This window comes from Nisaea sp. (assembly GCF_017640745.1).
Taxonomy (GTDB): Bacteria; Pseudomonadota; Alphaproteobacteria; order Thalassobaculales; family Thalassobaculaceae; genus Nisaea.
The window spans coordinates 1-11792 of record NZ_JAEPQA010000004.1; the positions used below are offsets into that span (position 1 = coordinate 1).

Annotated in this window: 12 protein-coding genes; 3 read left to right on the forward strand and 9 right to left on the reverse strand. The window is 64.5% G+C overall.

From position 1 onward, the window contains the following. The 7 genes from JJ959_RS04275 to JJ959_RS04305 form a co-directional block, all read right to left on the reverse strand. The coding region (locus tag JJ959_RS04275; protein ID WP_292880031.1) for a pyruvate, phosphate dikinase at positions 1-1639 on the reverse strand (1639 nt) is incomplete at its 3' end. 10 nt (positions 1640-1649) lie between these two features. After that, positions 1650-3716, reverse strand: coding sequence for a glycine--tRNA ligase subunit beta (gene glyS / locus JJ959_RS04280; RefSeq protein WP_292880032.1), 2067 nt, complete (start codon positions 3714-3716; stop codon positions 1650-1652). Continuing rightward, positions 3709-4632, reverse strand: a complete 924-nt coding sequence (locus JJ959_RS04285) for a glycine--tRNA ligase subunit alpha (RefSeq protein ID WP_292880033.1) — start codon at positions 4630-4632, stop codon at positions 3709-3711. The genes glyS and JJ959_RS04285 overlap by 8 nt, the downstream gene beginning before the upstream one ends. A 132-nt stretch (positions 4633-4764) precedes the next feature. After that, the gene (locus JJ959_RS04290; protein WP_292880034.1) at positions 4765-5064 is read right to left on the reverse strand and encodes a hypothetical protein; all 300 of its coding nucleotides are present in this window, start codon (positions 5062-5064) and stop codon (positions 4765-4767) included. A 236-nt stretch (positions 5065-5300) separates the two neighbouring features. After that, positions 5301-5726, reverse strand: a complete 426-nt coding sequence (locus tag JJ959_RS04295) for a hypothetical protein (RefSeq protein ID WP_292880035.1) — start codon at positions 5724-5726, stop codon at positions 5301-5303. A 66-nt stretch (positions 5727-5792) separates the two neighbouring features. Continuing rightward, positions 5793-6218 (reverse strand): hypothetical protein, encoded by a 426-nt coding sequence (locus tag JJ959_RS04300; RefSeq protein WP_292880036.1) that lies wholly within the window; start codon positions 6216-6218, stop codon positions 5793-5795. A gap of 6 nt (positions 6219-6224) precedes the next feature. Further along, the gene (locus JJ959_RS04305; RefSeq protein ID WP_292880037.1) at positions 6225-6599 is read right to left on the reverse strand and encodes a DUF4170 domain-containing protein; all 375 of its coding nucleotides are present in this window, start codon (positions 6597-6599) and stop codon (positions 6225-6227) included. A 164-nt stretch (positions 6600-6763) separates the two neighbouring features. On the opposite strand from JJ959_RS04305, the gene JJ959_RS04310 reads away from it, so the two are divergent. After that, the gene (locus JJ959_RS04310; protein WP_292880038.1) at positions 6764-8272 is read left to right on the forward strand and encodes a UbiD family decarboxylase; all 1509 of its coding nucleotides are present in this window, start codon (positions 6764-6766) and stop codon (positions 8270-8272) included. A gap of 1 nt (position 8273) precedes the next feature. Here the strand turns inward: JJ959_RS04310 and JJ959_RS04315 are convergent, their stop codons facing one another. Then, positions 8274-8819: a hypothetical protein gene (locus JJ959_RS04315; protein WP_292880039.1), complete on the reverse strand. Its 546-nt coding sequence runs from the start codon at positions 8817-8819 to the stop codon at positions 8274-8276. Between the two features lie 169 nt (positions 8820-8988). Here JJ959_RS04315 and JJ959_RS04320 point away from each other — a divergent pair, with 169 nt between their 5' ends. Together JJ959_RS04320 and JJ959_RS04325 are read left to right on the forward strand one after the other, a co-directional pair. Next, positions 8989-10335 (forward strand): TldD/PmbA family protein, encoded by a 1347-nt coding sequence (locus JJ959_RS04320; RefSeq protein WP_292880040.1) that lies wholly within the window; start codon positions 8989-8991, stop codon positions 10333-10335. 136 nt (positions 10336-10471) lie between these two features. Continuing rightward, entirely contained in the window at positions 10472-10957 is a 486-nt protein-coding gene (locus JJ959_RS04325; protein ID WP_292880041.1) for a YHS domain-containing (seleno)protein, read from the forward strand. On the opposite strand, the gene JJ959_RS04330 is transcribed toward JJ959_RS04325, so the two are convergent. Continuing rightward, on the reverse strand, positions 10954-11792 hold an 839-nt coding region (locus JJ959_RS04330), incomplete at its 5' end, for a YegS/Rv2252/BmrU family lipid kinase (RefSeq protein WP_292880042.1). The genes JJ959_RS04325 and JJ959_RS04330 overlap by 4 nt on opposite strands.

An 11792-nucleotide genomic window follows, 5' to 3' on the forward strand; every position in this document is an offset into this window, starting at 1 on the left:
GATGACGGATCTCGTCGGCCCAGCCGACCAGGGTCTTCAGATCCTCGGAGAGTTCCGGCTCAACGGTCGGGATCCGGCCGAGATAGATCCCGCCGCCGGTGCCGTCGAGGGTGATCTCGTCGCCGTCCCTGACCGTCACGTCTCCCGCAGTGAAAGAGGCGAGATCGGAGGCGATCCGCACGCCGCTGGCACCGCAGATACAGGGTCGTCCCATGCCGCGCGCCACCACCGCCGCGTGACTGGTGAGCCCGCCGCGCGCGGTGACGATGCCGACCGCGGCATGCATGCCGTGGATGTCGTTCGGACTCGTTTCCTTGCGGATCAGGATCACGTCCTCGCCATCGCGGGCACGGCGGATCGCGTCGTCCGGATCGAACACCGCGATGCCGCTCGCCGCACCGGGCGAGGCAGGCAGACCGCGGGCGATCGGACGGGCCTTAGCGGCCGGATCGACCGAGGGATAGAGCAGGCTGTCGAGATCGTCGGGATTGACCCGCATCACCGCCTGCTCGCGACTGATCAGGCCCTCGCGGTGCATGTCGACAGCAATCTTCAACCCGGCCTCGACCGTGCGTTTGGCCGGCCGGGTCTGCAGCAGAAAGAGCTTGCCTTCCTCGACGGTGAATTCGATGTCCTGAACGTCGCCATAATGCCGCTCGAGCCGGTCGCAGAGCGACAGCAGGTTCTCGAACAGCTCCGGCGCATGCTCCTGCAGCGATGTCGCCTCCCCGGCTTCGGCATGCGCGGCGCTCTCGACCAGCGGCAGCGGCGTGCGAAGTCCGGCGACGACGTCCTCGCCCTGCGCATTGGGGAGGTATTCGCCGTAAGGCTCCTTCACCCCGGTCGAGGGATTGCGGGTGAAGGCGACGCCGGTGACGCTCTGCTCGCCGCGATTGCCGAACACCATGGCCTGTACGGTAACGGCGGTGCCGAGATCGCTCGGGATGTTGTGCAGCGTCCGGTAGATCACCGCGCGCTGATTGTTCCACGAACGGATCACCCCGCCGATGGCACCCCAGAGCTGCGCCTCGGGCTGATCCGGAAACGGCTCTCCGGTCTCGGCCTTGACGATTTCCTTGAAGCGCCGCGCCATCTCCGCGAAAGCGTCGGCGGTCAGGTCGCGATCCAGGACCGCGCCGTGATCCTCCTTGATCTCGTCGGCCGTCTCCTCGAACAGGAAGGCGTCGAGATCGAGCACCACCTCGCCATACATGTGGATGAAACGCCGGTAGCAGTCATAGGCGAAGCGGCGGTCCCCGGTCTTCTTCGCGAGGCCTTCGACCACCTCGTCGTTGAGCCCGAGATTGAGGACGGTGTCCATCATTCCCGGCATCGAGGCCGCGCCGCCGGAGCGGACCGAGACCAGCAGCGGATTATCGGGATCGCCGAATTTGGCGCCCCGGTCCGCCTCCAGTTTGGCGAGCGCGCTGCGCACCGCCGCGTCGAGTTCCGGCGGGTAGCTGCCGCCATGGCCGTGGTAATGGGCGCAGACGCCGGTCGCGATGGTAAAGCCCGGCGGGACCGGCAGGCCGATCGTGCTCATCTCGGCGAGATTGGCGCCCTTGGTCCCCAGCAGATCCACCATACCGGCAGAGCCTTCCGCAGCGCCCTCCCCGAATGTGTAGATCCACTTTTCCATCACGCCGCCGCTATCCCTCTATCTGGGAGAAATCCGCAATCCTGTTGGCCGTCGCCCCGACCCGGGCCAGAAGCGCCAGGCGATTCTTCCGGACAGACGCGTCATCGGCATTGACCGTGACCTTGTCGAAGAAGGCGTCGACCGGACCGCGCAAACCGGCGATGGCCGCCATCGCGCCCTCGAAATCCTCCGCCGCGAGTGCCTTGCCGGCACCCTGTTCGGCGATCACGAGAGACTGCGACAACGTCTTCTCCTCGTCCTGCTCCAGCAATGACTCGTCCGGAGCGCCCGTGTAGGTGACGCCGTCCTTCTTCTCTTCCGCCTTCACGATATTGCCGGCCCGGCGCACACCAGCCAGCAGGTTCGCACCGTCCGCGGTGGAAAGCACCGACTGCAGCGCCTCGACCCGGGCGAGCAGACGCACCAGATCGTCCTCGCCACCAAGCGCAAAGACTGCGGAGACCAGATCGTGCCTGACTCCGCCCTCGCGCAGATGCACCTTCAGGCGGTCGGCGAAGAAGTCGAGGATGCCGTCCGGCGATCCGAGACCGTCATAGAGCCCGGCCGCCTGTTCGAACGCGGCGGCCAGCGGCAGGCGGAGCTTGTTCTCGACGATGAGCCGGATCACGCCGAGAGCCGCGCGGCGGAGCGCGAAGGGATCCTTGGAGCCGGTCGGCTTCTCGTCGATGGCGAAGAACCCGGCCAGCGTATCGATCTTGTCCGCCAGCGCCACGACGACGCTTTCGGGCGCGGTCGGGCAACGGTCGTTCGGGCCTTGCGGGGAATAGTGATCGGCGATGGCATCGGCCACTTCCGGCACCTCGCCGTCATGCAGCGCGTAGTATCGCCCCATGATCCCCTGCAGTTCCGGGAACTCGCCGACCATTTCTGTGACGAGATCCGCCTTGCACAGCGCGGCGGCGCGCTGCGCCTTGCCAGCGTCGGCCCCCGGGACGTATCCCGCGAGCCAGGCGGAAAGTTTTTCCAGCCGCGCCACCTTGTCGGCGACGGTGCCGAGCTTCTGGTAGAAGAGGATGTCCGAGAGCTTGTCCCGGCGGCTTTCCAGTTTCACCGCGCGGTCCTGGTCCCAGAAGAACTTGGCGTCAGAGAGACGGGCGCGCAGCACCTTCTCGTTGCCGGCCCGGATCGTCGCGTCGCGCTTCGCATCCGCCTTCATGTTGGAGACGGTGATGAAGCGGGCGGCCAGGCCGCCGTCGGCGGTCTCCGCCGAGAAGTATTTCTGGTGGCTGCGCATCGAGGTGACCAGCGCTTCCGCCGGCACGTCCATGAAGGCCTCGTCGATCCTGCCCATCACCGGCACCGGCCATTCGACCAGACCGCAGACCTCCTCGAGCAGGCCCTGGTCCGACTTCAGCGTCAAACCCTCTGCTTTCGCCAGCGCCGTCGCGCCCTCCATGATGATCTTCTTCCGCTCCTCGCGGTCGACGATCACGTAGGCGGCACGGAGCTTCGCCGCGTAATCGGCGAAATCCGTCACCGTGAAAGCATCCGGCGCGAGGAACCGATGACCCTTGGTCTGGTTGCCGAAGGTCAGCTCGCCGCCGCCGAGGTCGATCGAGCCTTTCAGCGTCTCTCCGCCGAAGACCGCGAGCACGCCGTGCATCGGGCGCACCCAGCGGAAGGCGTGACGGCCCCAGCGCATGCTCTTCGGCCAGGCGAAATCCTTCACCGCCTCGGCGACGATGCCCGGCAGGACGGCCTTCGTCTCCGCGCCCTTGGTCTCGACCACGGCATAGAGGAAGGTGCCTTTCGGGGTTTCCCGCTTCTCGCACTGCTCCAGCGTCAGGCCGACGGACCCGAGGAAGCCCTCGAGGGCTTTCTCCGGCGCATCCGCCTTCGGACCGCGGCGCTCCTCGCGCGTGTCCGGCTGCTTCTCCGGCAGACCGTCGATCACCGCGACCAGACGGCGCGGGGTGACGTGGGAGACGGCCGAACTGTATTCGAGACCTGCTTTCTTCAGCTTTTCGGTCAGCAGCTGGAGCAGGTCGTCCGCCGCCTTCTTCTGCATGCGGGCGGGAATTTCCTCGCTGAACAGTTCGACGAGAAGCTCAGACATTTGCGGCCTCCTTCTGGGCCTTGCCCGCCTCGACCCAGCGCTCGCAGCAGCTCTTCGCCAGCGCCCGCACCCGGCCGATATAGGCCTGGCGCTCGGTCACGCTGATCACGCCGCGCGCATCCAGCAGGTTGAAGACATGGCTCGCTTTCATGCACTGGTCATAGGCCGGCAGCGGCAAAGGCCGGTCGTCCGAGAGAATGCGTTGGCATTCCGCCTCGGCGTCCTTGAAGTGCTGGAACAGGGTCTCGGTATCCGCGATCTCGAAATTCCAGGTGGAGAATTCGCGCTCGGCCTGTTTGTAGATGTCGGCGTAGGTCTTGCCGCCCTGGTCCTTCGGCACGCCGTCCCAGTCGAGCTCGTAGATCGAGTCGACGCCCTGGATATAGGTCGCGATGCGCTCGAGGCCGTAGGTCAGCTCCAGCGGAACCGGGTCGCAGTCGATGCCGCCGACCTGCTGGAAATAGGTGTATTGGGAGATTTCCATCCCGTCGCACCAGACCTCCCAGCCGAGGCCCCAGGCGCCGAGCGTCGGGCTTTCCCAATCGTCCTCGACGAAGCGGATGTCGTGATCCATCGGGTCGAGGCCGATCGCCTTCAGCGAGCCGAGATAGAGCTCCTGGCTGTCCGCCGGGGACGGCTTCACCAGCACCTGGAACTGGTAGTAATGCTGCAGCCGGTTCGGGTTCTCGCCGTAGCGGCCGTCGGTCGGCCGGCGGGAGGGCTGCACATAGGCCGCCTTCCAGATCTCGTCCGGACCGAGAGAGCGCAGCGTCGTCGCCGGGTGGAACGTACCGGCGCCGACTTCCATGTCGTAAGGCTGCAGGATCACGCATCCCTTGCTGGCCCAATAGCTCTGCAAGGTCAGGATGAGAGACTGAAAGTCGGTTCGCGGAACCGCTTCGCCGTGTGTCGACATGTAAACGCGCTCGCATCATTGGGGTTTTGCGGTGCGGCAAAGTAATGGAAGCGCCACCGCCACGGCAAGCGGTGAGTTGGCGGAATTCCGTGTCTGTCGAAACTTGAGAGCGCCGCGCGGCGCTTTGCGCTTCTAGCTCCGCCCCGCCGCCCGGTCCGCGTCCGCGATCCGGGCCTGGAGCCAGGACCGCGCATCTTGGTAATCCTCGACCTGCAGCCACGGCAGACCGACCTCGTCGTAGATCGCGCTGATCTGCGCGGAAGTCACACTCGGTGCGGTGATCTTGGTCAGATTGAAGGCAATGGCGCACATTCCCTTTGCCATTCTCTCCGCAAGACTCTCTTTCAGGCGAATGATCGACTCGTCGATGAGCAGCGCGTCGGAGACATAGTCGAGATACTGGGCGAAAGGCTGCCCGCGAAGTTCATCCACGCGAGCGTCCATATCCCGCGCGTAAACCTCCATGAGTTCCCGGTTTGCCGTCCCTTCAACACATACTTTGAAGATCCGGCCGTCCGTTTCGATGCGGTAATCACCGTGAGGTTCGAAGTCCCGCACGCCCGCGCCTCCGCAATTATACTTTGCTAAATCAAGACAAGAGAGCGGCACGCAAAAAATTGCAATACAATTTTTAGAGGTATTATCAGAAGCAAATGATGAAATCCGGATCAGGACTTAGCGCGTCTCGATCGGGCCTGCGATATCTGATCGTCGAGCCATGGCTTTGCTTCCTCGTAACTCTCGAACTCCCGCCACGGAAGACCGAACTCGTCGTACAGACCTCCGATTTGCGCCGCCACGGTGAGCCTGTGGTCGGATTGGCTGAGATTCAGTGCCGCCGCGCACATTCCGACCGCCATCCTGGCCGCGATGTTGTTGCGAAGCGTGGCTTCCGCATCATGCGTCAGGAGAACCTGGGGATCGTAAGAGGAGTAGATTGCGAAAGGCTCACCGTCGAAGCTCCGGATCCGATCCAGCACTTCGCGCGCATAGGCAGCGATGGTTTCCTCGTTCACCAGGCCGGATGCGTCGAGCTTCAGGACATAGCCGTCGCAATCCAGATGATACTCGCCATGCTGTCTGAACCCTGCCAAACCATGGACTCCAATGCCGCAATGGCCATAGCGGCGGACACCACCAACCTCAGTAGATAGAATAGATCATTCTTTCGTCACCTGAGCGAGACGTTCGAGTACCCATGCCATCGCGTCCCCTGCGTCTGCCGCCTCGAACCAGGGGACTCCGATACCCTCGAAGACCCGTGTCACCTGAGCCTTGACGAGCGACTTGTAGTCGGCGGTCTGATCGAAATAGAACGCGACACAGGACCACCCCCTGGCAACGCGGCCGGCGGCACTCCTGACCCAGGCATCCTCTGCTTCCGGGGTCATGATCATGCCGCTGCCGAAATCGCAGACCATCCCGTATGGCTGCCCGCGGAACCCCTCGACGATCTCGTTGCTCCTGCCGTTGTGGATCAGCAGCATCTCGAGATTGACCGACCCCGACGCGGCGACCTGAATCACCTGGTCATGCTCCGGGTCGAGCCAGATCTCGTAATTCCCGTGAGGGGCGTATTCGGGCACGATGGCTCAGCCGCTGACTTTTTCGATACGATAGCGGGTGTGGGCGTCATCGACACTTTCCCAGGCCCGCTTCTGCCATTCGGCCTTTGCCGCCTCGTAGCTTTCGAACGGACCGATCCGGTTTTCCGGCGAACCGTCGATCGTCTCGCTGAAATCGGTCGACTTGTAGGTTCCGCCAACGACCCAGAACTGTTCCGATCCGTCGTCCCAGATCCGGTAGCGGGTATGTGCGTCGTCCACGTGTTCCCAGGCAAGCTTGCCCCAGACCGACTTCGCGCTCTCGTAATCGGGGAACGGACCGATCTTGGTTTCCGCGTCACCGCCCTTGATATGCGTGAAGGAAGTGTCGGTATATTCGCCGCCGATAACCCAGAAGGCCATGAGGAATCTCCGTGCCGAATTTCTGGGGACGGTATACCCCTGACGGCAATCGCCCGCAATCGCGGTGCAACATCGGCCACATGCGCTCCCTGCTGGTCGCGCCTCGATACCGCCGCTATATCTGACCGGCGGCCGGCAGACACGGCCGACGGACGGAGTGCGTTATGCCCTATTCATCCCTGCGCGATTTCATGGCCCAGCTCGAGAGCAAGGGGCGCCTGCACCGCGTCAGCCAGCCGGTCTCGCCAGTCTTGGAGATGACCGAGATCCAGACGCGGCTGCTGGCCGAGAACGGCCCGGCGGTCCTTTTCGAGAACGTCGTCGGGCCGGACGGCCGAAAATACGAGATGCCGGCGCTGGCAAATCTCTTCGGTACGGTCGAGCGGGTCGCCTGGGGCATGGACCGCGAGCCGGAACAGCTGCGCGAGGTCGGCGAGACGCTGGCCTTCCTGCGCCAGCCGGAACCGCCGGGCGGCTGGCGCGAGGCGCTCGACATGCTGCCGCTGCTGAAGACGGTGATGGCGATGAAACCGCGCACGGTCGGCTACGGCCCCTGCCAGGACGTCGTGCTGCAGGGCGACGAGATCGACCTCTCCCGCCTGCCGATCCAGAGCTGCTGGCCGGGCGAGCCGGCGCCGCTGATAACCTGGCCGCTGGTCGTGACCAAGGGCCCGGGCAAGCGCAGGGAAGACGATTTCAATCTCGGCATCTACCGCATGCAGGTGCTGGGCAAGGACCGGACGCTGATGCGCTGGCTGAAGCATCGCGGCGGGGCGCAGCATTACCAGCGCTGGAAGAACGAGAAGCCGGAGCCACTGCCGGCCGCGGTCGTGATCGGCGCCGATCCGGGCACCATCCTTGCCGCCGTGACGCCAGTGCCGGATACGCTCAGCGAATACCAGTTCGCCGGGCTGCTGCGCGGCAAGAAGGTCGATCTGGTCGATTGCAAAACCGTGCCGCTGAAGGTTCCGGCCGAGGCGGAGATCGTGATCGAGGGGCATGTCTCGCTCGATGAATATGGTGACGAGGGGCCCTACGGCGATCACACCGGCTACTACAATTCGATCGAGAAGTTCCCGGTCTTCAACGTCTCCGCCATCACCATGCGGCGCGATCCGATCTACCTCACCACATTCACTGGCCGCCCGCCGGACGAGCCCTCGGTGCTCGGCGAAGGGCTGAACGAGGTCTTCATTCCGCTGATCCGGCAGCAGTTCCCGGAGATCACGGATTTCTGGTTGCCGCCGGAGGGCTGCTCCTACCGGATCGCCGTCATCTCCATGAAGAAGGCCTATCCCGGCCACGCCAAGCGGGTGATGATGGGTGCCTGGTCCTATCTCCGGCAGTTCATGTACACGAAATGGCTGATCGTGGTGGACGACGACATCAACGCCCGGGACTGGAAGGATGTGATGTGGGCCGTGTCCACGCGCATGGACCCGGTCCGGGACGTGACGATGATCGAGAACACGCCGATCGACTATCTCGACTTCGCCAGTCCCGAATCAGGCCTCGGCGGCAAGATCGGCCTCGACGCCACCAACAAGTGGCCGCCCGAGACCAAGCGGGAATGGGGCGAGGAGATCCGGATGGACAAGGAGATCATCGACCTGGTCGACCGGAAATGGTCCTCGCTCGGGCTGCCCGGCAGCGGCAAGGCGATCTGGAAGTAACCTACTTCGCCGGATAGTCCCGTTCGATTCGTTCGAGCGCGTAATTCGCGAGCGCCGCGTCGATCTCCAACATCGCATCGAGGAATCCCTCGCGGCAGGCCGCGATATGCTCCGTCTGGTGGCCTTCCTCGGCCTGCTCGACCCAGCAGTCGAACTGCGCCTGGGCGCGAGCCGACGCGTGGGGCGCTAGGATCCGCGCATCGCGTTCGAACGCCCTCAAAAGACGGTGCCGCGAGGATTTGAGGGCGGGCAGTTGCGCCTCGCCGAGCTTCCAGTCCTCCAGGCGTTCCGGTTCCACCGTCTCTCCGCGTGCCGATGCGAGGGTCTTCTGCGCGAAGCGCTCGGCATCGATCCAATCGACCATGTCGTCTGCCTCGAACAGCGCGAGACGCCGGTACTCGTTGGCGAGGCTGTGCTCGAAACCGTCATTCGGCACGGACTGGCCGCGCACGGCGGCGACGCCTTCATAGAGCTGGAAAGGCTGCGCCATCGCCGGGACGGGCGACAGGGCCACGGAAAGGGCAAGCATAGTCAGGATCCGCTTCATCGGTTCCTCCTCGAAAGATCCAGGTTGGTCCCTTTCTGCCCGCGGCCTTTGGCGGGATCAGGACGGAACTCGCCACAATCGATCTCAATTCGGCGGCACGCCTCCGGTTGCGCGCGTCGCCGATCCGCCCTATGTCAACAGCCGGCCCTGTGACGTAGGTGGGAATGACATGTCTGATATCGGCGGACTCGAACTGCTCGACAGCCTGATCGGCAAGGCGCGGAAAGCCGGCGCCGATGCGGTGGACGCCGTTCATCTCACCGGACGCTCGCTTTCGGTCTCGCAGCGCCTCGGCAAACCCGAAGCGATCGAGCGCTCGGAAGGTAACGATATCGGGCTCCGCGTTCTTGTCGGCAAACGGCAGGCCTCCGTCTCCGGTTCGGACACTTCGCCGGAAGCGCTCGACGAGCTTGTCGAACGTGCGGTCGCGATGGCGAAAGTGGCACCGGAAGATCCCTATGCCGGGATCGCCGATGCCGGGCAGATCTCGACTTCCCACCCCAAGATCGAGATGTTCGATCCCTACGAACCGACTGCCGAGGACCTGACCGATCTGGCGGCGAAGGCCGAGGAGGCCGGGCTCGCAGTCAAAGGCATCACCAATTCCGAGGGCGGCGACGCCGGCTGGAGCACCACCGAAGTCGCGGTCGCGGCCAGCAACGGCTTTTCCGGCCAGTACCGCCGCTCCAGCTTCTCCGTCTCGGCCGTCATGCTCGCGGGCGAGGGCCAGGGCATGGAGCGGGATTACGACTACACGGCCAAAGTGTTCTTCGCCGACCTCGAGGACGCGGCCGAGATCGGCCGCCGTGCCGGCGAGCGCACGGTGAAGCGGCTGAATCCGAAGCGGCCGAAGTCGCAGCGCGTGCCGGTGATCTTCGATCCACGGACCAGCCGCTCCCTGCTCGGACACCTCTCCGCGGCCATCAACGGCGCCTCGATCGCCCGCGGCACCAGCTTCCTGAAGAACAAGATGGGCGAGCAGATCTTCGCCAATGACATTCGCATCGCCGACGACCCGCTGCGCAACCGGGGCTTCCGCTCCCGCCCGTTCGACGCCGAGGGGCTCGCCTCGGAAAAACTGATGGTGGTCGAAGACGGACGTCTGTCCACCTGGTTCCTCGATCTTTCCACCGCACGCCAGCTCGGCCTGGAGAGCAACGGCCGGGCCTCGCGCGGCGCCGGCGGCCCGCCGAGCCCGTCGGCGACCAACCTCTATCTCGAACCCGGCGATACCAGCCCCGAAGAGCTGATCAGGTCCGTCGGCACCGGGCTCTATGTCACCGACATGATGGGTTCGAGCGTCAGCATCGTCACCGGCGATTACAGCCGGGGCGCGGGCGGATTCTGGGTCGAGAACGGCGAGCTTGCCTATCCGGTCTCCGAGATCACCGTCGCAGGGCATCTCAATGACATTTTCAGAAACCTGAAACCGGCGAGCGATCTGACCTTCAAGTACGGAACCGATGCCCCAACCATTCTCGTCGAAGGCCTGACTCTGGCCGGATCCAAGGGCTGATCCGTCCCGACGGCGGAATTGTTTCTTCCAGGGCGACAAACTGTTTCACCGCTTCGTGAAGCAAAAGGATTGGCAATCCGCACCCCGGCGCACCAGATCAGCGGCAATCGAGAAAGTTTCTGATCGGAGTGAAAAGATGAGCTACAAGCGTGGCTTATCGCGACTGTTCCTTGTTGTCCTGGCCATCGGGCTGGCCGCCGCGGTCACCCGCGAGCCACAGACCAGGGAGCATGGCGCGCTGGTCGAGCCGTTGCTGAGCGTTCGCGACGGACTCGCCATAAAAGGATATGACCCGGTTGCCTATTTCAGCGACTATGCCGCCGTGCGCGGCGAGGAAGCGTTGTCCGTCGAGTTCGACGGCGCGCGGTTCCTCTTTGCGGCCCCGGAGAACCGCGACCGGTTCCTGCGGAATCCTGAAAAGTACCTGCCCCAGTTTGGCGGCTTCAGCACGTTCGGCATGGCCAAGGGCAAGCTCTATGCCGCCGACCCCGAGGTCTTCGACATCATCGACGGCCGGCTCTATCTCAGCCGGAACGAGAAGGTGCGCGAACTCTGGCAGCAGAACCCGGGGGGCTATATCGAGCTTGCCGAGAACAACTGGCGCGATCTTCGGGCGCGCTAACGCGGTCTTGGGACAACCAGCATAAGCGGTGCCGACGGCAGCGAAATGCTTGCCGGAAGGTTGGTGACGATGTCGCCGTCGGCCTGCACCGGGTCGCCGCTATAGGCGCCCTCCTCGGCCCAGATCGAGACGGAACGGGTCTGCACGATCCTGTACCCTGCCGCCTTCGGCAGTCTCCCCGCCATCATGTTCGCCGCATAGCGGATCGCGTTCCAGCGCCCCGCCCGCTCGAAGAGACAGACATGAAGCATGTCCTCGTCGAGCCGCGCGTCGGGCGCGCAGACGAAGGTGCCGCCGTAGTAATGCGCCTTCGCCACCACGACCGAGGCGGCCCGGTAGGTCTCCCCGTCGATGGCCACCCGGTAATAATGCCGCTGGTAGGTCGCGAGCTGATGCAGGGTGGTCAACACATAGGCCCCCTTGCCAAGCCAGGCCTTCACCCGCGTATCGACGCTGGCGACCACGTCGGCGTCGAGCCCGACCCCCGCCATGAGCGTGAACCGGTGACCGTTGACGTCGCCCAGCCGCGCCTGGATGGCAGGGCCGCGCCAGATCGTCTCGGCAATAACCTCCGCTCTGACCTCCAGGCCGATTTCTGCCGCCAGAACGTTGGCCGTTCCGAGCGGCAGGATCGCGAGCGGCAGATCCCCGCCGCTCATCCCGTTCACCACTTCGTTGATCGTCCCGTCGCCACCTGCCGCGACCACCGCGTCGGGTGCCTCTTCGGTAAGCATCAGGCTGTGCTGGCGGGCATGGCGCGCGAAGGCTTCCGCGTCTCCGCGCGCGCCGGTTTGCAGGGTCGTGACCTGGACCCCGCGCGCTTCCAGCCAGGCAA

What these genes read in the sequence shown, in the direction of transcription:
- JJ959_RS04315 (WP_292880039.1), bottom strand. Translation starts at nt 8,819, where the DNA reads ATGAAGCGGATCCTGACTATGCTTGCCCTTTCCGTGGCCCTGTCGCCC.
- JJ959_RS04310 (WP_292880038.1), top strand. Translation starts at nt 6,764, where the DNA reads ATGCCCTATTCATCCCTGCGCGATTTCATGGCCCAGCTCGAGAGCAAG.
- JJ959_RS04325 (WP_292880041.1), top strand. Translation starts at nt 10,472, where the DNA reads ATGAGCTACAAGCGTGGCTTATCGCGACTGTTCCTTGTTGTCCTGGCC.
- JJ959_RS04320 (WP_292880040.1), top strand. Translation starts at nt 8,989, where the DNA reads ATGTCTGATATCGGCGGACTCGAACTGCTCGACAGCCTGATCGGCAAG.
- glyS (WP_292880032.1), bottom strand. Translation starts at nt 3,716, where the DNA reads ATGTCTGAGCTTCTCGTCGAACTGTTCAGCGAGGAAATTCCCGCCCGC.
- JJ959_RS04305 (WP_292880037.1), bottom strand. Translation starts at nt 6,599, where the DNA reads ATGGCCTTCTGGGTTATCGGCGGCGAATATACCGACACTTCCTTCACG.
- JJ959_RS04285 (WP_292880033.1), bottom strand. Translation starts at nt 4,632, where the DNA reads ATGTCGACACACGGCGAAGCGGTTCCGCGAACCGACTTTCAGTCTCTC.